The sequence below is a fragment of the Klebsiella sp. PK01 genome (assembly GCF_057624675.1).
On the sequence record NZ_JBYEZM010000008.1, the window covers coordinates 55506 to 80479 of the forward strand.

Annotated in this window: 24 protein-coding genes; 12 read left to right on the top strand and 12 right to left on the bottom strand. The window is 60.5% G+C overall.

Features of this window, described 5'->3' with window-relative positions:
- The 3 genes from hpaE to AC22LX_RS21420 are packed head-to-tail and all read right to left on the bottom strand — an operon-like array spanning nucleotide 1 to nucleotide 2857.
- The gene (gene hpaE / locus AC22LX_RS21410; protein WP_008807572.1) at nucleotides 1-1467 is read right to left on the bottom strand and encodes a 5-carboxymethyl-2-hydroxymuconate semialdehyde dehydrogenase; all 1467 of its coding nucleotides are present in this window, start codon (nucleotides 1465-1467) and stop codon (nucleotides 1-3) included.
- Nucleotides 1464-2228, bottom strand: a complete 765-nt coding sequence (locus AC22LX_RS21415; protein WP_487334202.1) for a fumarylacetoacetate hydrolase family protein — start codon at nucleotides 2226-2228, stop codon at nucleotides 1464-1466. The genes hpaE and AC22LX_RS21415 overlap by 4 nt, the downstream gene beginning before the upstream one ends.
- Nucleotides 2225-2857, bottom strand: a complete 633-nt coding sequence (locus AC22LX_RS21420; protein ID WP_015704295.1) for a fumarylacetoacetate hydrolase family protein — start codon at nucleotides 2855-2857, stop codon at nucleotides 2225-2227. The genes AC22LX_RS21415 and AC22LX_RS21420 overlap by 4 nt, the downstream gene beginning before the upstream one ends.
- A 287-nt stretch (nucleotides 2858-3144) precedes the next feature.
- Here AC22LX_RS21420 and hpaR point away from each other — a divergent pair, with 287 nt between their 5' ends.
- Nucleotides 3145-3585 carry a homoprotocatechuate degradation operon regulator HpaR gene (gene hpaR / locus AC22LX_RS21425; protein WP_045395485.1) on the top strand — a complete coding sequence of 147 codons (441 nt, stop codon included), beginning with the start codon at nucleotides 3145-3147 and terminating at the stop codon, nucleotides 3583-3585.
- Nucleotides 3586-3588: 3 nt separating this feature from the next.
- Here hpaR and AC22LX_RS21430 read toward each other — a convergent pair whose 3' ends face one another.
- From AC22LX_RS21430 to AC22LX_RS21445, 4 genes are read right to left on the bottom strand one after another with little or no spacing between them, the layout of a single operon-like run.
- On the bottom strand, nucleotides 3589-4851 hold the full coding sequence (locus AC22LX_RS21430; RefSeq protein ID WP_045395486.1) for an NAD(P)/FAD-dependent oxidoreductase: 1263 nt from the start codon (nucleotides 4849-4851) through the stop codon (nucleotides 3589-3591).
- Nucleotides 4832-5095 carry a (2Fe-2S)-binding protein gene (locus tag AC22LX_RS21435; RefSeq protein ID WP_045395487.1) on the bottom strand — a complete coding sequence of 88 codons (264 nt, stop codon included), beginning with the start codon at nucleotides 5093-5095 and terminating at the stop codon, nucleotides 4832-4834. The genes AC22LX_RS21430 and AC22LX_RS21435 overlap by 20 nt, the downstream gene beginning before the upstream one ends.
- The gene (locus AC22LX_RS21440; protein ID WP_045395489.1) at nucleotides 5092-6201 is read right to left on the bottom strand and encodes an NAD(P)/FAD-dependent oxidoreductase; all 1110 of its coding nucleotides are present in this window, start codon (nucleotides 6199-6201) and stop codon (nucleotides 5092-5094) included. Before AC22LX_RS21440 ends, AC22LX_RS21435 begins: the two co-directional genes overlap by 4 nt.
- Nucleotides 6198-7145 carry a 4-hydroxyproline epimerase gene (locus tag AC22LX_RS21445; RefSeq protein ID WP_045395490.1) on the bottom strand — a complete coding sequence of 316 codons (948 nt, stop codon included), beginning with the start codon at nucleotides 7143-7145 and terminating at the stop codon, nucleotides 6198-6200. Before AC22LX_RS21445 ends, AC22LX_RS21440 begins: the two co-directional genes overlap by 4 nt.
- A 310-nt stretch (nucleotides 7146-7455) precedes the next feature.
- On the opposite strand from AC22LX_RS21445, the gene AC22LX_RS21450 reads away from it, so the two are divergent.
- The 5 genes from AC22LX_RS21450 to AC22LX_RS21470 all read left to right on the top strand — a co-directional run bounded on the left by AC22LX_RS21450 (nucleotide 7456) and on the right by AC22LX_RS21470 (nucleotide 13616).
- Nucleotides 7456-8280, top strand: a complete 825-nt coding sequence (locus tag AC22LX_RS21450) for an AraC family transcriptional regulator (protein WP_023288209.1) — start codon at nucleotides 7456-7458, stop codon at nucleotides 8278-8280.
- 151 nt (nucleotides 8281-8431) lie between these two features.
- A complete protein-coding gene (locus AC22LX_RS21455; RefSeq protein ID WP_008807565.1) occupies nucleotides 8432-9352 on the top strand; it encodes a dihydrodipicolinate synthase family protein in 921 nt (306 codons plus the stop codon).
- A 14-nt stretch (nucleotides 9353-9366) separates the two neighbouring features.
- Nucleotides 9367-10971, top strand: coding sequence for an aldehyde dehydrogenase (NADP(+)) (locus AC22LX_RS21460; RefSeq protein WP_487334203.1), 1605 nt, complete (start codon nucleotides 9367-9369; stop codon nucleotides 10969-10971).
- A gap of 15 nt (nucleotides 10972-10986) precedes the next feature.
- Nucleotides 10987-12588, top strand: a complete 1602-nt coding sequence (locus AC22LX_RS21465) for an APC family permease (RefSeq protein WP_045395494.1) — start codon at nucleotides 10987-10989, stop codon at nucleotides 12586-12588.
- 11 nt (nucleotides 12589-12599) lie between these two features.
- Nucleotides 12600-13616, top strand: a complete 1017-nt coding sequence (locus AC22LX_RS21470; RefSeq protein WP_487334204.1) for an Ldh family oxidoreductase — start codon at nucleotides 12600-12602, stop codon at nucleotides 13614-13616.
- A 115-nt stretch (nucleotides 13617-13731) separates the two neighbouring features.
- Here AC22LX_RS21470 and AC22LX_RS21475 read toward each other — a convergent pair whose 3' ends face one another.
- Both AC22LX_RS21475 and AC22LX_RS21480 read right to left on the bottom strand, forming a co-directional pair.
- Nucleotides 13732-14952 (bottom strand): amino acid deaminase, encoded by a 1221-nt coding sequence (locus AC22LX_RS21475; RefSeq protein WP_487334205.1) that lies wholly within the window; start codon nucleotides 14950-14952, stop codon nucleotides 13732-13734.
- 43 nt (nucleotides 14953-14995) lie between these two features.
- Nucleotides 14996-15175, bottom strand: coding sequence for a hypothetical protein (locus AC22LX_RS21480; protein WP_487334206.1), 180 nt, complete (start codon nucleotides 15173-15175; stop codon nucleotides 14996-14998).
- Here AC22LX_RS21480 and AC22LX_RS21485 point away from each other — a divergent pair.
- The 5 genes from AC22LX_RS21485 (at nucleotide 15153) to AC22LX_RS21505 (ending at nucleotide 20137) form a co-directional block, all read left to right on the top strand.
- Nucleotides 15153-16592, top strand: a complete 1440-nt coding sequence (locus AC22LX_RS21485; protein WP_045395497.1) for an N-acyl-D-amino-acid deacylase family protein — start codon at nucleotides 15153-15155, stop codon at nucleotides 16590-16592. The two genes, AC22LX_RS21480 and AC22LX_RS21485, sit on opposite strands and share 23 nt — an antisense overlap.
- Before the next feature lie 10 nt (nucleotides 16593-16602).
- Nucleotides 16603-16995 (top strand): RidA family protein, encoded by a 393-nt coding sequence (locus AC22LX_RS21490; protein ID WP_015368415.1) that lies wholly within the window; start codon nucleotides 16603-16605, stop codon nucleotides 16993-16995.
- Between the two features lie 186 nt (nucleotides 16996-17181).
- The gene (locus AC22LX_RS21495; protein WP_487334207.1) at nucleotides 17182-18669 is read left to right on the top strand and encodes a sodium:solute symporter family protein; all 1488 of its coding nucleotides are present in this window, start codon (nucleotides 17182-17184) and stop codon (nucleotides 18667-18669) included.
- A 9-nt stretch (nucleotides 18670-18678) separates the two neighbouring features.
- Nucleotides 18679-19551: a 2-dehydro-3-deoxygalactonokinase gene (locus AC22LX_RS21500; protein WP_049059819.1), complete on the top strand. Its 873-nt coding sequence runs from the start codon at nucleotides 18679-18681 to the stop codon at nucleotides 19549-19551.
- Nucleotides 19538-20137, top strand: a complete 600-nt coding sequence (locus AC22LX_RS21505; RefSeq protein ID WP_049059818.1) for a 2-dehydro-3-deoxy-6-phosphogalactonate aldolase — start codon at nucleotides 19538-19540, stop codon at nucleotides 20135-20137. The genes AC22LX_RS21500 and AC22LX_RS21505 overlap by 14 nt, the downstream gene beginning before the upstream one ends.
- On the opposite strand, the gene AC22LX_RS21510 is transcribed toward AC22LX_RS21505, so the two are convergent.
- Together AC22LX_RS21510 and AC22LX_RS21515 are read right to left on the bottom strand one after the other, a co-directional pair.
- Entirely contained in the window at nucleotides 20134-20997 is an 864-nt protein-coding gene (locus AC22LX_RS21510; protein WP_015368411.1) for a MurR/RpiR family transcriptional regulator, read from the bottom strand. The two genes, AC22LX_RS21505 and AC22LX_RS21510, sit on opposite strands and share 4 nt — an antisense overlap.
- An 81-nt stretch (nucleotides 20998-21078) precedes the next feature.
- Entirely contained in the window at nucleotides 21079-21612 is a 534-nt protein-coding gene (locus AC22LX_RS21515; RefSeq protein WP_487334208.1) for a GNAT family N-acetyltransferase, read from the bottom strand.
- Nucleotides 21613-21644: 32 nt separating this feature from the next.
- On the opposite strand from AC22LX_RS21515, the gene AC22LX_RS21520 reads away from it, so the two are divergent.
- On the top strand, nucleotides 21645-22460 hold the full coding sequence (locus AC22LX_RS21520) for a GNAT family N-acetyltransferase (RefSeq protein WP_045395507.1): 816 nt from the start codon (nucleotides 21645-21647) through the stop codon (nucleotides 22458-22460).
- 27 nt (nucleotides 22461-22487) lie between these two features.
- On the opposite strand, the gene opgB is transcribed toward AC22LX_RS21520, so the two are convergent.
- Nucleotides 22488-24779 (bottom strand): phosphatidylglycerol--membrane-oligosaccharide glycerophosphotransferase, encoded by a 2292-nt coding sequence (opgB, locus tag AC22LX_RS21525; RefSeq protein ID WP_045395509.1) that lies wholly within the window; start codon nucleotides 24777-24779, stop codon nucleotides 22488-22490.
- Between the last annotated feature and the right edge of the window lie 195 nt (nucleotides 24780-24974).

The window sequence follows — 24974 nt, forward strand, 5'->3', positions numbered from 1 at the left end:
TCAGACTCCCCATTTCGGGATCGGATGGTCGCCCATCGAGATGCAGACGTTTTTCATTTCGGCGAACACTTCAAAGCTGTACTCGCCGCCTTCGCGGCCGGTGCCGGAGGCCTTCACGCCGCCGAACGGCTGACGCAGGTCGCGCACGTTCTGGGTGTTGACGAACACCATCCCGGCTTCAATACCGCGCGCCAGACGCAGCACTTTGCTGACGTCCTGGGTCCAGATGTACGACGCCAGGCCGTATTCCACATCGTTGGCCAGGCGCAGCCCTTCCGCTTCGTCTTTGAACGGCAGCAGACAGGCGACTGGGCCAAAAATCTCTTCCTGGGCGACGCGCATGCGGTTGTCGACATCCGCCAGTACCGTCGGGCGCAGGAAGTTGCCGGCTTTCAGATGCGCCGGCAGATCGGACGGCTTATCCGCGCCGCCGGCCAGCAGGGTGGCCCCCTCTTCGATACCGAGGCGAATGTAGCCGGACACTTTCTCCCAGTGCTGCTTGCTAATCAGCGCGCCGACCTGGGTATTCGGATCGGTCGGATCGCCTACGCGCAGGCGGTTGGCGCGCTCGGCGAAGCGCTTGACGAACTCCGGATAAATACTCTGCTGAATGAAAATGCGTGAACCGGCGGTGCAGCGTTCGCCGTTGATCGAGAAAATGGTGAACAGCGCGGCGTCGAGCGCGCGCTCAATATCGGCGTCTTCAAAAATCAGCACCGGCGATTTTCCGCCGAGCTCCATGGAGTACTTTTTCAGGCCGGCGTTCTTCATAATGTTGCGGCCAGTGGCGGTGCCGCCGGTGAAGGAGACGGCGCGCACATCATGATGGCGTACCAGCGCGTCGCCAGCGGTGGCACCATAGCCCTGCACCACGTTGAGCACGCCAGCCGGGATCCCGGCTTCCAGCGCCAGTTCGCCCAGACGATCGGCGGTCAGCGGCGACAGCTCGGACATTTTCAGCACCGCGGTATTGCCCAGCGCCAGGCACGGCGCCACCTTCCAGGTTGCGGTCATAAATGGCACGTTCCACGGCGACACCAGCGCGCAGACGCCAACCGGCTGCACGAGGGTGTAGTTAAGCATCTTGTCGTCGACCGGATAGGTCTTGCCGTTCATCTGCTGGCATACTTCGGCGAAAAATTCGAAGTTATGCGACGCCCGCGGGATCAGCACGTTTTTGGTCTGGTGGATAGGCAGGCCGGTATCGGCGGTTTCCATCGCCGCGATCTCCGGGACGTTCTGATCGATCAAATCGCCCAGGCGGCGCATCAGGCGCGCGCGCTCTTTCATCGGCAGGTTAGCCCACTTCGGGAAGGCCTCTTTCGCCGCCGCTACCGCCTGGTTGATTTCGGCTTCGCCGCCGGATGCGACTTCAGCCAGTACCTCGCCGGTGGCCGGGTTGGTGGTATGAAAATAGTCTGCGCCGGCAACGTTTTTACCGTTGATCCAATGGTTAATCTTTTTCATGACAGTGTCTCCTCATACGCTTGCTGGCTGATGATATGGTTGACCAGGCGGCCCACGCCCTCGACTTCAACGATCACCTCATCGCCCGGCACCACATCGGATAGCCCTTTCGGCGTGCCGGTGGCGATCATATCGCCCGGTTGCAGGGTCATAAATTCGCTTAAATAAGCGATGAGGAACGGGATGCTGAAGATCAGATCGGCGGTGGTGCCCTGCTGGCGCAGTTCGCCGTTGACCCAGGTACGCAGGGCCAGATTATGCGGATCCGGGATCGCCTCTTTAGCGATGATCCACGGGCCGATCGGCGTCAGGGTATCGCGGCTTTTCACCCGCAGGTTCGGGCGGTAGTAGTTTTCCAGATAGTCGCGGATCGCGTAGTCGTTGCACACGGTATAGCCAGCGACATAATCCATAGCCTCGGCTTCGCTGACGCGGCGCGCGGTTTTCCCGATCACCACCACCAGTTCGGCTTCGTAGTGCATGTATTCGACGTTATCCGGGCGTACCGACTGCTGCTGGTGGCCAATAAAGGTGTTCGGCGCTTTGATGAACACCAAAGGTTCGGTTGGCGGTTTAAACTCCAGCTCGCTGGCGTGATCGGCGTAATTCAGCCCCAGCGCGAACAGCGTGCCGTCGGCGGGCGGCAGCCAGCGGAATTCACCTTCTTTCAATACCGTGCCATCGGGCAGGCGCACCTGGTCGCGTTCATCGACCAGCACGTCGCGTACCTGTCCTTGCCATTCAATGCGTGCCTGTTTCATGCCAGCTCTCCTTCTGCGACAACCGGGTTTTCGAGCGCCGGGAAACCGTCGGCGAGAATACGTACGCGGTCGCCGGGGCGCAGCGTAACGCGAGAGTGGGGCGTGCCGATAAGGATCGCGTCGCCGGGATTGAGGGTGGCGAACTCGCTCAAGGCGCTAAGCAGCTGCGCGGCGTTACGCTGCAGATCGCCGGTATGCCAGCTATCCGCCTCGCGGCCGTTGATTTCGGTGATGATGGTCAGGTTATCGACGTTGCGCACCGCCGACAGCGCGCCGATGGGGCAGAAGCCATCGCGGCATTTGGCTTTGATCGCCGGGCGATAAAAACTCTCTTCCGGAAGGCTAACGTCGTTAGCCAGCGCGTAGCCGGCGATATAGTGCGCCGCCTCTTCCGCCGCCACTTTACGCGCGGTTTTGCCGACAATCAGCGCCACCGTCGCGCCGCTTTGTACGGTCTCGCCCTGCGGATGGGGAATGGCTTCGCCATCGCCAATCACGGTATTACGGGGTTTGATGAACCAGACCGCGGTTTTCGGCGGCGTCTTGTAGGGGGCCTGTTGAAACGCTTCGCGCCAGGCGTCGAGCTGGCTGCGATGATTGAGCGCAACGGCGAAGATGGTACCTTTCATTCACCACTCCTCTGGTACTGATTTTGGATTCGAAGGGATTTCATTAATATGTTAATGATCATCTTTTATTCTTTGCGCGCCGGTTTGGCAAATAGAAGTGAATGTTTTGTGATCGGATTAACACAATATTTACATGTTTTTTATTTATATCTTATATATCAATTAGATATATTTATTTTTGATAGCGTCTGGTACTTTTCAGGTGCAGAAACCGGTTGTACATGGCAGGATTAGGGCTAATTATTAAATTGTTAATAAGTTTTGGTGAGCGTTGTTGAGGGGATACCATGCATGATTCATTAACCATTGCGCTGCTGCAGGCGCGAGAAGCGGCGATGGGCCATTTCCGGCCGATCGTTAAACGCCACAACCTGACCGAACAGCAGTGGCGTATTGTGCGTATCCTTGCGGAAAACCCATCGATGGATTTTCACGACCTGGCCTGGCGCGCCTGCATTTTGCGCCCCAGCCTGACCGGGATTCTGACGCGCATGGAGCGCGACGGTTTAGTGCTGCGCTTAAAACCGGTCAACGATCAGCGCAAGCTCTACCTGTCGCTGACGCCCGCAGGGCTGGCGCTGTATGAGAGCGCCCAGGCGCAGGTGGAAGAGGCCTACCGGCAGATAGAAGCGCAGTTTACGGCGGAGAAGATGCGCCAGTTGACCACGCTGCTGGAGGAGTTTATTGCGCTTGGCGTCCCTGCCGCGCGCGGTGATGAAGAAGAGTAGCGGTTAAGGCTCGGCGCTCGGCCGGGCGAGGGCAATAAGCGTTTCCGCGCGGGCGGGGGCCAGCGGTTCTCTTGGCTGCGGCAGCGGCCAGCCGTACAACCAGCGGGCGCTGGCGGCGCAGGTGCGCCCCTGACAGGCGCCCATTCCGCAGCGCAGGTTAAGTTTGGCCTGCGGCCAGCCTCCGGCGGCGTCAACGTCGCCGCAGCGTACATCTTCGCATCGGCACAGCAGGCTTTCCGGCGTCGCGGCGTTTTTCAAGGACTCCCTCAGCCGGAAGGTACGGTTGATTGCTTCGGCGAAGCGCTGCCAGCGGGCGCGACGGGCAAAAATCGCCTGCGCTTGATGGCTGGCCCCGGCGGCGGCAAAACCGGCGATTTCGCCCTCCGCCAGCGCCAGTTCGCTACCGCCGAAACCGGTGCACTCGCCGGCGGCGTAGATATCCTCGATGCTGGTCTGCTGCCAGCGGTTAACCTGTATCGCCTCCTGCGCCGTGGCGCAGCCGAACAGCAGCGCCGTCTCGATATTGGGTATCAGCCCGTAGCCGATAGCCAGCCGATCGCAGGCGATAGTCCACTCGACGCCGCGCTGGCGAAGCGTAACGGCTTCCAGCCGCGTTGTACCGTGAGCGCGGATCGCCTGCGCGCCGCTAAGATAGCCTTTCGGGGCCAGCGTCGCTAACTGGCGCAGCTTCTGCGGCCAGCGCCACAGACCGCTGGCGAAGCGCAGCAGCGCCGGGAGCGGCGCTTGCTCAATGATATTCGTCACTTCGCCTCCGGCCTTGTTCACCGTATCCGCCACCGCCAGCAGTAGCGGACCGCTGCCGGCAATCACCACCTTTTCACCTTTCAGCGACAGCCCCTGTTTGATTTGCGCCTGTAGGCCGCCCGCGCCGGTCACGCCGGGTAAGGTCCAGCCGGGAAAGGGCAGCGACAGCTCGCGCGCGCCGCAGCAGAGGATCAGTTTCTGCCAGTAAACCACGCCGCCGCCGTCGGCGGTTTCAAACAGCACGCTGTGCGAGGAGGGGCGGGCAATCAGCCGCGCGCCGTTCACTACCCGGATGGCGGCAGACGCGGCGATGGCGTCGCGGTAGCGCCGGGCCAGGGCGGGCAGCGTCGCCTGCGGACCCGCGCGCCAGATTTGTCCGCCAGGGGCGGGGTTATCGTCGAGGATGATGACCTGTTTATCGCAGGCGGCGGCGGAGAGCGCGGCCGCCATGCCGGCGGGGCCGGCGCCGAGGATTAAAATGTCACAGCGCAGCGTGTTCATCGCGGCTCCTTTCTATTTGCATACCGGCCCGGCACAGGGTCTGGCAGGCCAGCACCCGTAGGCCATCGACGGCGATCCGGCACTCCTGGCAGACGCCCATGCCGCAAAACGGCGCGCGGAGCTCGCCGTTAACCGCCTGGCGGGTGGTGGGGTCGCCGGTCAACGCCAGCGCCGCCGCCACGCTGATCCCTTCCGGCACCGTCAGAGGCTGGCCATCGACGGTGATGTTGAGAGTGGCCTTCATGCAATCGCCTCCTGTTGACACAAACGAGCCGGGAGCCAGACGTCGGGCGCCAATGGGCAGCGTTCATCGAGGATCTGCGCCGCCAGCAGTTCGGCCGTGGCCGGAGCGGTGGTGACGCCCAGCCCTTCATGGCCCAGCGCTAACCATACGCCACGGCGAGCGGGGTGCGGGCCGATCAGCGGGTTGCCATCCTGCGAGGCGGCGCGCAGACCGCTCCAGCAGCGGATAATATTCAACGTCGCCAGCGACGGCACGAAGTGGCGGGCGCGATCGAGCATCTGCGCCAACAGGGGCAGATCCAACTCGCGCTCGCGGTTATCAAACTGACGCGAAGAGCCAATCAGCAGTTGGCCGGTGGGCCGCGGCTGAAGGTTAAACGCCACCGAGGTGCCGCCGCCGTGGGCGCTGGCGCCGTAGCCCAGTTCAACCAACTGGTGCTGCACTAGCGGCCGGTAGCGATCGGTAATCGCCAGTTGGCCTTTTTTCGGTCGCAGCCAGTTTTCCGCTAACAGCACATTGGCTTCAAGGCCGCAGGCCACCACGATCGCTCGCGCCTGTAGCCGTTGGCCGCTGGCGAGCAGCACCTGCGGCTCTTCAATCGTCTGTACGCTGTCGCGCATGCAGGTAAGATGGTCTCCGGCATCGGTAATCAACCAGCGGGCGACGTTCGGCGCGTAGACGATGCCATCGCCCGGCACCCACAGCCCGCCAGCCAGCCCGCCGCGCAGCAGCGGCTCGCGCCCGGCGATCTGCTGCGGGGTCTGGAGTTCGCTGTGCACCTGATGGCCGGCCATCCGCCGCTGTTTTTCGTCGGCGACGGTCATCTCTTCTTCGCTTTCCGCCAGCCACAGCGTGCCGCAGCCGCGCCAGGCGCAATTGTCGGGCATCCGTGGCGTGATAGCGCGCCAGCGTTCCAGCGACCACGCCGACAAGGCAAGCTCGGCGGGGTCATCATCCATGCACACCAGATGGCCCATACCGGCCGCCGTGGCGCCGGGCTGACCGTTATCGATAAGCGTCACGCTCTGCCCCCGCTTCGCCAACTGCCACGCGCAGGCGGCGCCGATGATCCCGGCGCCGATCACGATGACATCGCTCTGCTTCACGGCGCGATCCCCCAGCAGAAGGGATCGTCAGGGTTGAGGATCAATTGGTTATCGCCGCAGACCCAGGCTTCGCCGCGGATCGTTGGGATGATGCCTTCAGCGGTGCGCTGGTAGCTGGCGGTAAACTGGCTGCCGATGATACTGGCCTGACGCCATATTTCCCCCTGCTGCAGCTTGCCATCCTGCGCCAGACAGGCCAGCTTGGCGCTGGTGCCGGTACCGCACGGCGAGCGATCCCAGGCCTTTCCCGGGCAGAGTACGAAGCTGCGGCTGTCGGCGGTATCGTCATCGGCGAAGAGTTCGATATGGTCGATAACGCCGCCGTCGTCGCCACGGATCCCCGCGGCTTCCAGCCCCTCGCGCACTGCCCAGGCGTAGTCGGTGAGCTGTGGAATTTGTTCGGGGGTAATGGCGAACGGGTGGTCGTTAATCAGGAAAAACCAGTTGCCGCCCCAGGCAATATCGCCGATGACGGGACCCAGCGCGGTTTCAACGCGGATCTGTTTTTTCCAGCGGCGGGCCGGGACGTTTTGCACCGATACGCTGCCATCGTCGTGCAACGTCGCGCTTACGTCGCCGACCGGCGTTTCAATCAGGTGTACGCCGGGCTTGATACGCCCAAGCCAGGCCAGCGAGGCGATAAGCCCGATAGTGCCGTGGCCGCACATATTCAGAAAACCGGCGTTGTTGAAGAAAATCACCCCAGCGGTAGCCGCCGCCGAGACCGGTTTGCACAGCAGCGCGCCGACCAGTACGTCATTGCCGCGCGGTTCGAGAATGGCCGCCTGACGCCAATGGTCGAAGTCGCGGGCGAAGCGGTCGCGGCGCTCCGCCATGCTGCCGTCGCCGAGGCCGGGGAAGCCGTCAACGATCAGGCGGGTCGGTTCGCCGCCGGTATGTGAATCGATAGCTCTCAGCGTAATAGGGGGGCGTGGCGCGGTCATCAGACTCTCCGGAAGTTAACAACATGTTTCATCATGCTGGCGCAACCTTTCCCGGCCTGCTTGAGCGCTTTCGTCAGAGAAAATGACGAAATCTGCATAGTACTGAGCGCGGTATATTTCTATTTCACATAGTTATTTCTTATTAATCATTTGTTTAATGCTGTGGTAAACCGAAAGTGACCATTGCGCCAGTGGCTAAATCAGGGGAAGGCGTAAAGCGGATCCAGGATCGCAAATCCAGCGCTTGCTGCTTGTGGTGTTAACGGAAAGTGAATAAATATCCCTCGGTCACTTACCATGAGGAGGCCTTATGATCGGTGTTTCTGATGCGGCGCCGCCGCGCGCGGTTAACCAACCTGAGCTGGCCGTCGATGAGCTGAGCCAGATCTGCGAAGGGCTGGCGCGCCAGCGGCCGGAAAATATGCCGGCGCTGCTGAATGCGCTGGCGCTGATTGCGCCCCTGCTCAATGCCATTCCTAATGTGGTCTTTTTTATCAAAGATCGCCAGGCGCGTTATTTGTTGGCGAACCTGACGCTGGCCCGCCGCTGTGGTTTCAAAAGCGTCTCCTCGCTGCTGGGCAAAACCTCCGCCGATGTCTTTCCTTCCGCGCTGGGTCAGGGTTATACCGAGCAGGATCTTCGGGTACTACGGGAAGGCGTGACCCTGCGCGATCAGCTGGAAATGCATCTCTACAATGGCCGCGAGCGCGGCTGGTGCCTGACGCAGAAATTGGCGCTACGCGATATCAGCGGCCAGGTGATCGGCATGGCCGGGATCTCGCACGATCTGCAGGAGGCCCACGCCCGCCATCCGGCATGGCAGCGGCTGGCGATCGTCGACGATCATATACGCCGCCACTATCACCGGCCGATCGCCATGGAAGAGTTAACCGCCTTAAGCGGGATGTCGATTGCGCAGATCGAACGCTACTGCAAGCGGATCTTTCATCTCACCCCGCGGCAGATGATCCACAAAGTGCGGCTGGAAAAAGCCACCGAACTGCTGGCTGGCGATACGCCGATTACCGATATCGCCCTGCAGTGCGGCTATACCGATCACAGCGCTTTTAGCCGCCAGTTCAAGGCGATGACCGGCTCGACGCCGCGCGATTTTCGCCTCACGCTGCTCGGATAAACGCTGGCTCACACTTTTGCCGACTGTGCTAATTTCGTCATCGTATTGAGGGAAAACCGACAAGCCGCCGGTTCCGCGACACGTCAATCTGTCAGTGAATATTCACCATTCATTCACTTTGACTTAACAAAATGACGACAAGGAACCGAGCATGAGCAAAAAAGCGATTCACTGGAGCGGCGTATTCCCGGCGGTCAGCACGCAGTTTCGTAGCGACTACTCCCTCGATTTAGACGCCACTCACGCGGTGATGAAAAACCTGGTGAAAGATGGCGTTTCCGGGCTGGTGGTGTGCGGCAGCGTAGGTGAAAACACCTCGCTGAGCACCGATGAAAAACTGCAGATTATCGAGGTGGCGAAGGATGCCGCCGGCGGCAAAATTCCGGTCATCGCCGGGGTGGCCGAGTTCACCACCGCCTTTGCCCAGAAAATGGCGAAAGAGGCGGAGCGCGTCGGCGTCGACGGGATCATGGTGATGCCGGCGCTGGTCTACTCCTCAAAACCACATGAAACCGCGGCCCACTTCCGCAGCGTGGCGAGCGCTACCGACCTGCCGATTATGGTCTACAACAACCCGCCGATTTACAAAAACGACGTGACGCCGGACATTCTCGCCACCCTGACCGACTGCGACAACATCGTCTGCTTTAAAGACTCCTCCGGCGATACCCGCCGCTTTATCGACCTGCGTAACACCGTTGGCGACCGCTTCGTGCTGTTTGCCGGGCTGGATGACGTGGTGGTGGAAAGCATCGCCGTCGGCGCGGAAGGCTGGATCTCCGGGATGTCCAACGCCTTCCCGCGCGAAGGGGAAACGTTATTCCGTCTCGCCCGTCAGCAGCGTTACGAAGAGGCGATGGCGCTGTACCGCTGGTTCATGCCGCTGCTGCATCTCGATGCGCGTCCGGATCTGGTGCAGTGCATCAAGCTGTGTGAAGAGTTGCTGGGTCGCGGCAGCGCCATCACTCGTCCGCCTCGTCTGGCGCTGGAAGGCGAAACGCGCCAGCAGGTGGTGGCGATCGTTGAACAGGCGCTGGCGACTCGTCCGACGCTGCCGGATGTCGGCCTCTGAGCACAGGAGTCAATATGAATGCATCTCAGACCACGGCGGGACGGCAGTTTATTGCCGGACGCCGCATTGCCAGCGGTGAGGCGACGCTATTGAGCCTACGGGCGGTGGACGGCGAAGCCACCGGCCACCGCTTTTATCCGGCTTCACGCGAGGAAGCCGCTCAGGCCGCAGAAGCCGCGCAGCAGGCCTTTGCCGTCTATTCACAAACCACGCCGCAGCAGCGGGCGCGCTTTCTCAACGCCATTGCTGATGAACTGGATGCGCTGGGCGAGGCGTTTTTTGCTATCGCCGGACAGGAGACCGCGCTGCCGCTGGCGCGGCTGCAGGGTGAACGGGCGCGCACCAGCGGCCAGCTGAGAATGTTTGCTGGCGTGATCCAGCGCGGCGATACCTTCGCCGCCCGTATTGATACCGCCTTAGCCGACCGTCAGCCGCTGCCGCGCCCGGACCTGCGCCAGTATCAGCAGGCGTTAGGGCCGGTGGCGGTGTTTGGCGCCAGCAACTTTCCGTTGGCCTTTTCCACCGCCGGCGGCGATACCGCCTCGGCGCTGGCGGCTGGCTGCCCGGTGGTGGTGAAGGCCCATCCGGGCCATATGGCCACCGCCGAGCTGACCGCTGAAGCGATCGTCCGGGCGGTGGTGCGGTGCGGTTTACCCGGCGGCGTATTCAATATGATTTTCGGGACCGATATCGGCGCCGAATTAGTCCGCCATCCGGCGATTCAGGCCGTTGGCTTTACCGGTTCGCTGGCCGGTGGTAAGGCGCTGTATCAGCTGGCGCAGCAACGCCCGCAGCCAATCCCGCTGTTTGCTGAAATGTCGGCGATTAACCCATTGATTATTCTGCCGCAGGCGCTGCAAACGCGGGCCGAGGCGCTGGCAAACGAGCTGGTGGCGTCATTCACCCTCGGCGGCGGCCAGTTCTGTACCCGTCCGGGGCTGATTCTGGCGCTGCGCGGCGCCGGGCTGGAACGCTTTAAGTCGGCGCTGTGCGCGGCGGTAGCGGGCTCCCCGCCGCAGGTATTGCTCAATGCGCCGACCCTTGAGCACTACCGCCAGGGCGTGGCGGCGCTTGCGGCGCACCCGCGTATCGAGAAGCTGGCGAGCGGCATCGCCGCCGGCGCCGGGCAGGCGCAGACCCTGCTATGGCAGGCTCAGGCCGAGGATCTGCTGGCGCAGGATACGCTGCTGCAGACCGAAGTTTTCGGCCCGCTATCGCTACTGGTGGAAGTGGACGACGTGGCCCAGCTGCAGGCGGTGGTGAAAGCGCTGCAGGGGCAGCTCACCGCGACGCTGCATGCCGAGGCGGATGATGGCCCGCTGGCGGCGAGCCTGCTACCGCTGCTTTGCGAAAAGGCCGGACGGGTACTGTTTAACGGTTATCCCACCGGCGTGGAAGTGTGCGATGCGATGGTCCACGGCGGCCCGTGGCCGGCGACCACCGACGCGCGCGGGACTTCGGTTGGCAGCCGGGCGATTGAACGCTTTCTGCGCCCGGTCTGTCTGCAGAACGCGCCCGCCGCCCTGTTACCGCCGGCGCTGCAGGATGCGAACCCTTTGAACCTGCTGCGCCTGGTCAACGGCCAGTGGACCCGGGAAGCGATTTCCTCCTCTCATTGACGCAAGGGCATCACCATGACCATTCACTCTACGCATAACAGTCAAACCCGCGTTGCAGAGTCGGGTAAGTTTAAAAAACAGCTGACCCTAACGGATCTCACGTTTATCGGCCTGGGCGCGATTTTCGGCTCCGGATGGTTATTCGCCGCCAGCCACGTGGCCTCCATCGCCGGTCCGGCCGGGATCGCGTCGTGGGTGATCGGCGGTTTTGCAGTATTGCTGTTGGGGATTGTCTACTGCGAACTGGGGGCGGCGCTGCCGCGCGCCGGCGGCATTATTCGCTACCCGGTCTTTTCCCACGGCGAGCTGATGGGCTATCTGCTGGGGTTCATCACCCTGATCGCTTTCTCCAGCCTGATCTCGATTGAAATCGTCGCCGCCCGGCAATATGCCGCGGCCTGGTTTCCGGCGTTGACCCAGCCGGGTTCCAGTTCGCCGACGCTGCTGGGGTGGGTGGTGCAGTTCCTGCTGCTCTGTTTCTTCTTTGCGCTGAACTACTACAGCGTCAAGACCTTCGCCCGATCGAACAACTTCATCAGCGTGCTCAAGTTTCTGGTGCCGCTGCTGGTGGTGGTGACGCTATTCGCCTTCTTTAAACCGGAGAACCTGCACGCTCAGGGTATTGCGCCATTCGGCATGTCCGGGGTGGAAGCGGCGATCAGTGCGGGGGGAATTATCTTCGCTTATCTGGGATTGACGCCGATTATCTCGGTAGCCAGCGAAGTGCAAAAGCCGCAGCGCACTATCCCTATCGCGTTGATTTTATCAGTGGTGCTGTCGACGATTATCTACGTGCTGCTGCAGCTGGCGTTTCTTGGCAGTATCCCCACCGAGATGCTGAGCGGCGGTTGGGCCGAGGTGAGCAAACAGTTCTCGCTGCCGTATCGCGATATCGCTATTACCCTCGGCATGGGCTGGCTGGCCTTTATGGTGATAAGCGATGCGATCATCTCCCCGAGCGGCACCGGCAATATCTATATGAACGCGACGCCGCGGGTGATCTACGGCTGGGCGAAGGCGGGTACCTTCTTTAAAGCCTTTACCCATATTGATAAAGAGTCAGGTATTCCGCGCCCGGCGCTATGGCTGACTTTTGGACTGTCGATTTTCTGGACGCTGCCGTTCCCATCCTGGGAACAGCTGATTAGTGTGGTGTCGGCTGCCCTGGTGCTGAGCTACGCCATCGCCCCGGTAACCGCCGCCGGGCTGCGCCGCAACGCGCCGGATCTGCCGCGGCCGTTCCGCGTGCGCGCCTTCGGCATCATCGGCCCGGTATCGTTTATGATCTCGGCGCTGATTGTCTACTGGTCCGGCTGGAATACGCTCTCGTGGCTGTTGGGGCTGCAAATCGTGATGTTTGTCGTCTATGTGATGTGCAAAGGTAAGGTGCCGGAACATACCGTGAGCCTGGCGCAGCAGGTGAAATCGTCGCTGTGGCTGATCGTTTTTTATGCGTTGATTATCCTCTTTTCCTGGCTGGGCAGCTTCGGCGGGCTTAATGTCATAGGTCACCCCTGGGATACGGTGCTGGTGGCGGCGATGTCGTTGGGGATTTACTACTGGGGCGCGCGCAGCTGCCTGCCGCAGGCTAACTTTAGCGGAGACGAAGAAGAGTAAAGGAGAACAGTATGGAGTCGGTAACTCTATCGTTACCTGAAGCTTATGACCTGGCGCTGGAGGTACTCAGCGCCAATGGATTTAGCGCCGACCACGCGGCGGCCATTGCACGTAATGTGGCCGCCGGGGAGCGCGACGGCTGCGCTTCCCACGGCCTGTGGCGGCTGTTGGGCATTGTCGATACCTTGCGTAAAGGCAAGGTATCGCCTGATGCCGAGCCGCAAATCCACGATCAGGCGCCGGCGATTGCGCGGGCGGACGCCGGCGGCGCTTTTTCGCTGCTGGCCTACGAGCGCGCGCTGCCGTTACTGCTGGAGAAGGCGCGGCACAGCGGCATTGCGGCGTTGGCGATTAACCGCTGCGTCCATTTTTCCGCGCTGTTTGCCGATATTGAGCCGTTGACCGAGGCAGGGCTGGTGGGGCTGTCCTGCACGCCAAGTCACGCCTGGGTCGCCCCGGCGGGCGGCACGCGTCCGCTGTTCGGCACCAACCCTATCGCCTTTGGCTGGCCGCGGCGGGATAAGCCGCCGTTTATTGTTGATATGGCGACCAGCGCCGCGGCGCGCGGCGAGATCCAGCTGCATCAGCGCGCCGGCAAAGCGCTACCGCAAGGGTGGGGAATCGACAGTCAGGGACAGCCGACGACCGATGCCGCGGAGGTGCTGAACGGCGCGATGTTAACTTTCGGCGGCCATAAGGGCTCGGCGCTGGCGGCAATGGTCGAGCTGCTGGCCGGGCCGCTTATCGGCGATATGACCAGCGCCGAATCGCTGGCGTGGGATAACGGCGCGGGCGGTCTCCCCTACGGCGGCGAGCTTATCCTGGCGCTGGATCCGCAGCGCTTTCTCGGCGCGCAGGCACCAGAGCAGCAGGCGCGCGCCGAAACGTTGTTCAATGCGATGCAGGATCAGGGGGCGCGGCTGCCGGGCGAGCGGCGTTTCGCCTGCCGCCAGCAGAGTGAGCGGCAGGGGGTCGTCATTAGCCGTTCATTGCATGATGAGATTTGCGCCTTGCGCCAGGGCGGGTAAGGCGCAGCCGCCATCCGGTACATTCCCCGGCTTGCGCTACACTTAGCCGGGCTACCGAACGTCGCGGGTTGTGTAGCCCGGGTAAGGCGCGAAGCGCCGCCACCCGGGATGCCGGTCAAAACAGCGTGTCGAGCTCGTCCAGCACGTTGTAGTCGTCATCGACCAGCAGCAACGTCTTCCACTTATCAAAGGTCAGACACGGGTGCGAGGTGCCGAACAGCAGAATATCGCCGACCTGCACATCGCTGCCCGGCGCCAGGCGCAGCATGCAGTGCTGATCCATGATGCCGGTGCTGACGATCGACTCCGCGCGCAGCGCTAACTGCTGGGCGTTACGATAATGGGCGATCGGCTGCGGCAGCCCGGCGTCGAAAGCACAGTCGCGCTTGCCGAAATTCACCACTGCGCGATCCGCCTCTGGCACCGATTGCACCATCGCCATCAGCTCCAGCGCTGAAGTGAGATCGCCGGCGAGATCGCAGGCAATCGGATCGCGTGCGATCAGCTCTTGTTGTGCGAGATCGTAGATACCGCGATCGTGGGTGATATAACAGCCAGGGCGGATGACGATACGGCAGCGGCGCGGTTTTGCCGCCGCCAGCCAGATGTTGCACACCACGTCATACCAGACGGTGCCCGCGCCGGTGAGAATAAATTCGCCGTCAACCAGCGGCTCCATGCGGCAGGCAAGCGCCGCGGCCTGTTGTAATAACGCTTCTACCTGCGGCTGCGGATCGTCGCCGTGCAACACTCCTTCATACAATTCCAGTCCGCGTAGCCGTAACCCCGGCAGGTCGCTTACCCGCTGCGCCAGCGCCAGCGCGTCATCGACGCTACGACAGCCGCAGCGCCCGCCCGGCACGCCAAGTTCAATCAGCACATCCAGCGTTTGTCCCTGGGCGGTGAAGAAAGCGGAGAGGGTGCGCACGTTGGCCTCGCTATCGACGCAGCAGATAAAATCTACTGCCCGATAGTGGGCTTTTAGCTGCGCGACCACCTGCATATTGGCCTTGCCGACCAGCTGATTGACCATCAGGACGCGTTGGATGCCGCTGGCCATCGCCGCGCTGGCCTGCCAGGCGCTACCCACGCCGATCCCCCACGCTCCCGCTCGCTGCTGCGCCTGAAATATCCATGGCGTCATTGTCGTTTTACCATGCGGCGCCAGCGACACGCCGCGGGCGTCGGCATAGCGCTGCATCCATGAAATATTGTTTTCCAGCGCCGACTTTTTTAACAGCGCGGCGGGCAGACAGACCTCTTCCGCCAGCAGATTAGCCGGCGCGGACATGAGGGCGGATTTGTGCGGGATGAGCGGTGCTGAATGGTATTTCATAACACTATCCTTTCAGGGTTTATAATCGGTTAGTCGCTGGGTATCATTTATAACTATTTGATAAATATATTTTTAATATAAAAATGTTATTTTTTTTGAATAAAAGTATCACAAAATGATCTGGGCTTTGCGTAGTTTTCCACTGTTTTTTGCGCTTGTAAATGGTTAACTTATCGGCATGTCGAAAGGGAGTAATTGCTATGAAAGTTGACTGGCTTTTCAAAAACGTCACGGTGATCGACGGGAGCGGCGGGCCGCAATACCGTGCCGATGTGGCGGTGAAGGGCGACCGAATAATCGCTATCGCCCCGGCGCTGGACGTCGCGGCGGAGCAGGAAATTGATGGCCAGGGGCGGGTACTGGCGCCGGGCTTTATTGATGTGCATACCCATGATGATATCAACGTTATCCGCATGCCTGAGTACTTGCCGAAGCTCAGCCAGGGGGTGACGACGGTGATCGTCGGCAACTGCGGGATTAGCGCGGCGACCGCCACTATGCGCGGCGAAGTGCCGGACCCGATGAATCTCCTCGGCGAGCAGCAGCACTTTATCTATCCCACCGTGGAGGCTTATGCCCATGCGGTTGAAGCGGCGCGGCCGTCGCTGAATGTTGGCACGTTAATCGGTCACACCGCGCTGCGCAATAACCATATGGACGATCTGTTTCGTCCGGCGAACGAGACGGAAATCGCCGGCATGCGCGTACAGCTACGCGATGCGCTGCGCCAGGGGGCATTAGGGCTCAGTACCGGGCTGGCCTACGCCAGCGCCTTCCAGTCGACCACCGAAGAGGTGATGGCGTTGGCGGAAGAGTTAGCCGCCGGGAAGGGCGTCTATACCACCCATTTACGTTCAGAGTTCGAGCCGATTCTTGAGGCGCTGGACGAAGCCTTCCGTATCGGCCGTCACGGCAACGTGCCGGTGGTGGTTTCGCACCACAAGTGCGCCGGGGCGAAAAACTGGGGGCGTACCAAAGAGACGCTGACGTTTTTCGATGAGATGCGCCAGCAGCAGGATATCGCCTGCGACTGTTATCCCTACTCCGCCAGCTCGTCGACGCTGGATATGAAACAGGTGACCGATGAGTTTGATATCGTGATCACCTGGTCCGAAGCGCAGCCGGAGCAGGCGGGGAAAACGCTGCAGCAGATCGCCGATGAGTGGCAGGTGAGCCTGCACGAGGCCGCGGCGCGGCTGATGCCGGCGGGCGCTATCTACTACAACATGGATGAACAGGACGTACGGCGGGTGATGCGCTATCCGGTCACCATGATTGGCTCTGACGGGCTACCGAACGATCCGATGCCGCATCCGCGCCTGTGGGGCGCCTTCCCGCGGGTACTTGGTCACTATAGCCGCGACGAGCAGCTATTCCCGCTGACTACCGCGGTACACAAGATGACCGGGCTGTCGGCGGCGCGCTTCCAGCTGGCGGATCGCGGGCTGGTGAAAATTGGCTACTTCGCCGACCTGGTGCTGTTTGACCCGCAGACGGTGCGCGATGTCGCCAGTTTCTCCGACCCGAAACGCCCGGCGGACGGCATTGAGGCGGTGATGGTCAACGGCGTGATGAGCTACGGCAGTGATAAGAAAATTACCGGGCGGGCAGGGCGTTTCCTGCGCCGTCGGATGGACTAAGGAGTTGAGTATGAGTATCAAACGTTATGGCGTGGAAGGCGGTACCGGAACCGGCGGTCAGCATCTGCCGTTCGCCCGCGCGGTGGAAGCGGGCGGCTGGCTATATGTCTCCGGGCAGACGCCGATGAAAAATGGCGAAGTCGTGGAAGGCGGCATCGTCGAACAATCGCGGCTGGCGATCCAGAACTGCGTCGATATCATGAGCGAAGCCGGTTACGGCCTGGCGGACGTGGTACACGTGAAAGTGATCCTCACCGACGCGCGCTATTTTCAGTCGTTCAATAAGGTATTTCGCGAGTTCTTTGGCGATAATCCGCCAGCGCGCATTTGCTGCGTGGCGGACCTGGTGGTGGATTGCAAAGTTGAAGTGGATGTGACCTGTTTTAACGCTGCGCGACAATAACGCTCGAAACCTAAAAATAAATCCCTCCCTTTGCGGGAGGGAGCATCAAAAAAGTGTGATATCGGCACCAGAGTGAATAAATAAATCGGTGCCACTGGGTTCGCTATGCCTTTTTTCAGGCATGGTTCCTGTTAACTCATAATATTCAGCGGCACGAATATTATTTATTACGTCTGGATGTGAGCCATGAATAATATGTCATTTATGATTTGGTTTTCCGTTTATGCCTGCGCGATGATTACCTTAGGCTGGTACGTTTCGCGCAAACAGAAAACCGGCGAAGACTTTTTACTTGGCGGCCGTTCGCTGCCGATGATCCTCACTCTCGGTTCGACGGTCGGCACCATGGTGGGCACCGGCTCCAGCGTCGGCGCCGTCGGCTTTGGCTACAGCAACGGCTGGGCCGGGATGCTTTACGGCCTCGGCGGCGCGGTGGGGATCCTGCTGGTGGCATGGTTATTCGCTCCGGTACGTAAACTTCGCTTCATGACCATGAGTGAAGAAATGTCGTATTACACCGGCGGCAGTAAAATAATTAAAAACCTCGTCGCGATACTTATTTTTATTGCCTCTATCGGCTGGCTGGGAGCGCATATATTAGGTGGCGGATTATATCTGGCGTGGGCCAGCGGCATTGATATTAATGTCGCGAAAATTATTATCGCGCTGGCTTTTGTGGTTTATGTCGGTATTGGCGGCTATTCCGCGGTGGTGTGGATCGATACTATTCAATCGATCGTGCTGTTCGTCGGCTTTATTTTGATGGCGGTACTCGCAGTCCATCACGTTGGCGGCTGGAGCCATATTCAGCAGGCCGTCGATCCGGCGGCGCAAAGCCTGTTCGCGGTCGATAAATTAGGCGTGCTGCCGGCGCTATCGCTGGCGATGGTGATCGGCGTCGGCGTGCTGGCGACCCCTTCTTATCGCCAGCGTATTTACTCGGCGAAGACCGTCTCCTCGGTACGTCAGTCCTTCACGATTACCGGCCTGCTGTATCTGGGATTTTCCTTCCTGCCGGCGATCATCGGTATGGCGGTATGGACCATGAACCCGCAGCTGGAAAACAGCGGCTTCGCCTTCTTGTTTGCCACTCAGGTGCTGCCGCCGGTGCTGGCGATGGCGATCCTGATTGCCGGGATGTCGGCCAATATGTCTTCCGGCAGCTCTGATGCCATCGCCGCGGTGTCCATTATGCTGCGCGACCTCTACACCCTGGTGACCGGCCATATGCCCGCACCGGAGAAAGCGATTCGCCTGTCGCGGATCTTCCTGGTTCTGGTGATTGCGCTGGCGCTGCTGTTTGCCCTGACCTCCAACGACATCATCAGCTATATCACCAAAATGATCTCGATGATTATGTCCGGGATGTTTATCTGCACCATGCTTGGCCGTTTCTGGACACGCTTTAACTGGCAGGGCGCGGTCGCTGCGCTGGCCGGCGGCGCCGGGGCATCGGTTGCGGTGCTGGTGGATAGCGACTGGCTGGCGTTCTGGGGCAACCCGTGTATTCCGGCGGTACTGACGAGCCTGGTGGCTTCGGTTGTGGTGACGTTACTGACCCCGGCCAGCAGCCTGAGCCGCGAGCAGGCGCTGGAAATGATTACCCACGAACGTGAAAGCTGCCCAACGCCGCCGCCGCTGCCGATTGGCAAACGTCATACCTCACGCGGGTAAGGGGCCATCATGAACGAGTATATTGCCGTCGATTGGGGCTCTACGCAGCTGCGGGCATGGCGGATGCGCGATGGCGAATGCATCGACAAGCTGAAGCTGCCTTACGGCATCACGCGCCTGAACGGGCAGCGCGCCGAAGCGGTTTTTCAGCAGCAGCTGGCGCCGTGGCGCGGCGACCCCGCGCTGCCGGTAGTGATGGCGGGCATGATCGGTAGCGATGCCGGTTGGCAACCGGTGCCTTATCTGGCCTGCCCGCTGGCGCTGGAGGCGCTCAACGGTCAGTTACATGAGGTGGCGGAAAAAGTGTGGATCGTGCCGGGGCTGAAAGTAGCGCAGGCCGCAGAGTACGACGTGATGCGCGGCGAGGAGACCCAGCTGCTGGGGGCCTGGCAACGGATGCCCGCGGAGTGTTACGTGATGCCCGGCACCCACTGCAAATGGGTGCAGGTGCAGAACGGCGTGGTGCGCCAGTTCGCCACCGCGATGACCGGCGAACTGCATCACCTGCTGCTTAACCATTCGCTGCTCGGCCAGCAACTGCCGGCACAACAACCTGATGACGCCGCTTTCGCTCTCGGTATGGAAAAAGGGCTAAATCAGCCGGCGATACTGGACGGGTTATTCAGCGCCCGCGCCGCGCGGGTGTTAGGGGCGCTGGCGGCGACTTCGGTGAGCGATTATCTCTCCGGGCTGTTGATTGGCGCGGAGGTGGCGACCTTCAGCGAACGCTATCGCGCCAGCCGCGTGGTACTGGTTGGTGAGCGCTCGCTCAGCGCACGTTATCAGCAGGCGATGGTGGCACGCGGATTGGCCGTTTCTTGTTGTTCCGGCGAGGCGGCGTTTCTTTCGGGTATGGCGAGGATGATAGATGGACAAGGTTAAACTGGTGGCGATTTTACGCGGTATTCAACCCGATGAGGCGGCGGAGCATATCGCCGCGCTAATCGATGCGGGTTTTCGCTATATTGAAATTCCGCTTAATTCGCCGGACTGGCAGCAGAGTATTCCAGCGATGGTGCGCCAGTTTAGCGAGCGGGCGGTGATTGGTGCAGGGACGGTGCTGAAGGTTGAACAGGTTGATTTTCTGGCTGAAGCCGGGGCGAAGCTTATCGTGACGCCCAATACGGCCCCGGCGGTGATCCGCCGCGCGGTAGATAAGGGGATGCTGGTGTGCGCCGGCTGCGCGACGGCCTCCGAGGCGTTTAGCGCGCTGGATGCCGGGGCGCAATGGCTGAAAATCTTTCCGTCATCGGCATTCGGCCCGGACTATATCCGCGCGCTGAAAGCGGTGTTGCCGCCGGAGGTGCCGGTGCTGGCGGTAGGCGGCGTGACGCCGGAAAATCTGCACAGCTGGCGTCAGGCGGGCTGCGCGGGGGCGGGATTAGGCAGCGATCTCTACCGCGCCGGGCAGCCGTTGGCGCGTACCCGCCAGCAGGCGCAACGCTTTATCGCCGCCTGCGGCGATTAATCGCCGAGCGGCAGTCGGTCGACGCCGTCACGGTGGTCGTCGAGCGCCAGCTTAATGCGGCGCAGACGGTCTTTCGCCTGTGGTTTATTGGCCATCGCCAGCTCGGTGGCCAACACATCTACCATCGCCAGCATCGCATAGCGTGAAGCGCTGGGCTTAAAGATATAGTCGTTTTCGCTCACCAGTAGCGGCAGCACGATATCGGCCTGCGCCGCCAGCGGCGTTTCCGGCGGGGTAATGGCAACAATTTTCGCCCCGTATTGCCGGGCGATGGCGGCGCTTTCGATCATCTCTTTGGTATAGCCGCCGAGCGACAGCACAATCACCACATCTTTCGCCGTCACCGCTGAACTCATCATGCGCACCAGCAGGCCATCGCTCTGGCTGACTACCGGCAACCCGAGGCGGAACAGGCGATACTGGATCTCCTGCGCGCAGATGGTCGAACCGCCGCCCATACCCAGCGCAAGCACCTGACGGGCGTCGCTAATCCATTCCACCGCGCGTTTCAGCGCCGCAAGATCCAGCGCCCGGCGGTTGGTTTCCAGCACGCTGATGATCGACTCATAAATTCCCTGTACGCCTTCCAGATCCGGCACATCGAGAATAAAGCGCTGACCAATGGCCAGCGACTGGGCGAGCTTCATTTTCAGTTCGCGCACGTCTTTACAGCCCAGCGCACGCGCAAAGCGCGTCACCGATGCCTGGCTGGTGTCGGTCAGGCGCGCCAGTTCGGCAATCGGCATTTCCGCCGCGGCGGCGACGTCGTCGAGAATAAACTGCGCAATGCGCTTTTCGGTCGCGGTCAGCGCCATAAAGCGGTCGGTGATGCAGGAGATGATATCGATCGAGTAGGCCATTCCGGGTATCAGGTTATGTATTGGGAATGGTACTTTGTACCATATACCGGTGACAAAATCAGCGCGGCGCCTCTCGCGGCGTTAAAAATCAAGGCGCATCGCGCAGCGGGTTTCCGCCGTCAGGCCGTGCTCTGCTTCCAGCGCGCGTTTCGCCGCCAGCCCTTCTGGTAGGTGCAGTTCATTGAGGATGGTGAAGCCCAGCCGGATATAAAAGGGCGCGTTCCACGGCACCTCGCGAAAGGTGGTGAGCGTCACCGCCGGGAAGCCGTCGTGGCGGGCGTTGTCGATAGTTTGGCTAAGCAAGGCGCGGCCAATGCCCTGGCCCTGCCACTGCTGATGGACGGAGATTTCTACAATAAATAGCGCATCGTCCAGCGGCTCGCTCAGCAGGAAACCGACGGGCCTGTCGTCAGCGAGCGCCAGCAGACTGTGGCCGGTTTCCAGGTATTGCCGGTGCTGTTCAACGCTCATCACCGGGCTTTCCGCCAGCCAGGCGAAAGCGGGAATGCGCGCAAAGGACTGTGACGCCGAACGTTCCAGCGCGGGCAGCTGCGGCAGATCGCGTTCTTCGGTCAGGCGAAAAGTGATGGTGGGGTTTATAGTGTTAGTTTTCATTGCCTCAGCATAGCAGCCTCAGGGAGAAATGCATGGAGTTCACCGCCGTTCCTGCCGTCCAGTTTAGCGGCGCGCAGTTGACTACGATTTTGAATGACTGCTTTGCCGATTATCTGGTGCCGGTGTCGATGTCGGTAGATCTGTTTGTACAGCGCTTTAGCGCCGAAGGGTTAAACCTGTTGCAGTCTAAAGTGTGGTTGGCAGGAGATGAACCGGCCGCTATCGGGCTCATCGCCCGCCGCGGGCGCGATGCGCGGCTGGCGGCTTTTGCTATTCATCCCGGCTTTCGCGGCAAAGGACGAGGGCGACAATTGATGACTTCGCTTATCGCCGATTTACGCGCTCAGGGCGTACAGCGAATGTGGCTGGAAGTGATCCGCGATAATCACCGGGCGGTGGCGCTGTATCAGTCATTGGGTTTTACCGTGCGTCACGGGCTGTGCGGCTATCTCAGCGCGGCGCAAGCGGAGCCGCGTGAGTCCACCCTGGAGGATTACGATTTGCTGAGTCTGCTGCGTCATGCAAGCGTAGAGCTGGAAGGACAACTGCCGTGGCTGCTGGATCCGCTGACCTTTATTACCTTGCCCTGTCGGGCGTTGACGCTGCAGCAGCAGGCCTTCGCCGTGCTGGCAACCACCGCCAGCAAGCCGCAGCTACAGTTTTTATGGCTGACGCCGGCGGCGCGCGGACGCGGGCTGGGGCGAGAAATGCTGCTCGCGCTGGCTCAACAGTTTCCTGGACTAAGCACTTCGGTGACCATCCCGGAAACCTTCACGCCGCTGTTTAAATCGGCGGGCTATGCGCCGCTGGCGCTGCAGCAGTACGAGATGTGCCTGCCGTTGAACTAGCCCGGCGGCGGAGCCGGGCTACGGGTATTAGCCTTCGCGGCTGACGATTTTAATATCCACCATGCCAATGCCTAACTGGCGCGGCGCGTGACCGACAATGTTGCCTTCGTTGGTGGACTGCGGTTCCGGCGGAGTGATAGTTAAGGTGTTGCTGCGCGCCGGATTGTCGAAATGCAGCGTTGTGGTGGTCACTTCATTGGCTAAAGTAAGTACTTGCTCACTTTTCCCGACGCGTACCGGTATCGGCTGGTTGGCGTTCGGGCCGAAGGCTTTGGCGGTGATCACCAGGTCGAATTTTTCCGGCAGTGGCTCTTTGTACTCAATCTTCACTTCGTCTCCGAGCTGAGCGTTGGACCAGCGTCCCCATAGCTCAGGTCGCGAGATGCCGCTGAACTGTTTGACCTCTTCCGGCGCGCCGGCGACGTTAAACACGAAACTGTCGGCTTTGTAGCGAATATCGTTATCGACAATTTTCAACGTATCGACGTTGCCTTTATAGCGCTCCATATCGATGACGGTATCTTTGAAGGCGGTTTTGCCCTGCCACTGCGGCTTATCGACATGCTGTACTTTTTGTTCGCCGCCCAGTTGACCCTGAGAGACGCACCAGTCGGTGGACAGCGCCAGTTCCGGCCGCCACAGTTGGCCCATCTTGTAGCAGCGGTCGACCCATACGAAGTTGTCGCGCGGGGCGAAGTCCGCCAGCTGAAAGCGCAGCGGCGCCGAGTATTCGCTTTCCGGAATCGGTTCGACGCGCTGATCCGAGACCCGCAGCAGCAGCGGCAGACGGAAGTGGCTACCGGAGAATGCGATCATGTTCTTCTGCGAGTCGATACTGAAGCTCTTAATCTCCTTCGGGAAATTCCACAGACGAATGACATCCGGCTTCCAGGCCAGCACTTTCTCTTTCATATTCATGAAAATGGTTGAAAGCGATTCGGCGGAAAGGCTGCTGCGGCCGAGGCCGATATAGTTATCGCCGCCGAGAATATCCAGCACCGTTGCGCCGTTATCCATGGTATTACGCTTCACGGCCAGCACATCCTGTTGAGGCTGGTCGCCGCGCAGGATAAAGAACAGATTGCTGCGATCCTGTTTGTTCAGATAATCCCAGGCGCTGTTTTTCATCGCCAGATGATCGGACGAGACCACGATGACCGTATTTTTGAAGTACGGCGAGGCCTTAATCTTTTCAATCAGCGCGGCGATGTGCTCCTGGCTACAGGCCACGGCGCTGAAGGAGAGGTTCTTTTTGCCATCCATGTCATAGCGTTTGCGCTCGCAGGTGCGCGAGATAAAGCCGTCAGGGTGGTGGGTATCGACGGTGAGGGCGAACAGCGAGAAGCGTTTGCCGGATTGGGAGAGCTCTTCGAACTTTTTCCACGTTTCGTCGAGCACGGTGTCATCGTAGAAGCCCCAGTCGTTGCGGTAGGACGGGTCGGCCACCGTTGTTTTCAGCTCTTCCGCGCCGAACAAGTGATCGAAACCGTGAGATTTGAGGAAAACGTCTTTACCGGCAAAACGCAGGTTGGCGCCCTGCACAAAGTAGTTTTCGTAACCGGAGTTTTTCAGGATATCGCCAAGGCAGATATTTTGCGGGAAGAAGCTGGATACCGCTGCGGAAGCGTTGCCTTCGAACGGCGCGAACAGCGGAATACCGCACTGGGAAGCGACCATACCGGCGATGGTGTAATCGGTGCCGGGAAGCTGCGCGGTGTTGCTGAAATCCAGCCCTTCGCTTTTGATTTTACCCAGTTCCGGCGTCAGCTCCGGGAAAGCCTCGTTATTGAAGTAGGTGCGTTCCAGGCTCTCGCCGTAGATATAGACCAGATTCAGATGCGGATTGTTGATGCTTTTCGACGGCTCTTTGTAGTAAGCCGTGAAGTCCGGATCGCCGTCGCGGGACTGCGATTTCACGAGTTCGGTGATTTGGCGGAACGCCGGGCTGGCGTCGACGGAGGCCAGCGCCAGTACCAGCGCAATCAGGCTGTAGCCAAAGTGATGCGGATGATGGCGGCGACGGCGTAATATCCAGCCGAGAGCGCCAAATACGGCGACCAGCGCCAGCACCAGACCGATACCTGGCAGAATATATTTACTGACGCCCGCGCCGGTCAGGCTATTGGTCAGGGTATAAAGTACCGCGTCGTTAATACCGTCGCCGGTGAAGTAGTCGCTGGCGTAGAGGGTGATATTGAGCACAACAAACAGCCCCAGCACCGCAAGAGTGGCAGAAAACCACCAGGTATTGCGACCGGCTTTCCAGGCATAGATCACCACCGAGGCGAGAAACAAGGCGATGGATAACAACTCTGACACAGCTAACCCTCATGTGCGCCAGCGGCGGGCTGGCCGGATAGATCGATTTTCACGCTACACTGTAATGGCAGCGTCTTTCTGCTGCAATTGTAGTGTCATGAAAGTGTGCTGTGATTCAGAATTGGTTTAGAAAGCGTCTTTTTTGTACGATGTCTCATCCTGTCATAGCGCGGAAAACAGGAGCAGAAAAGTAAA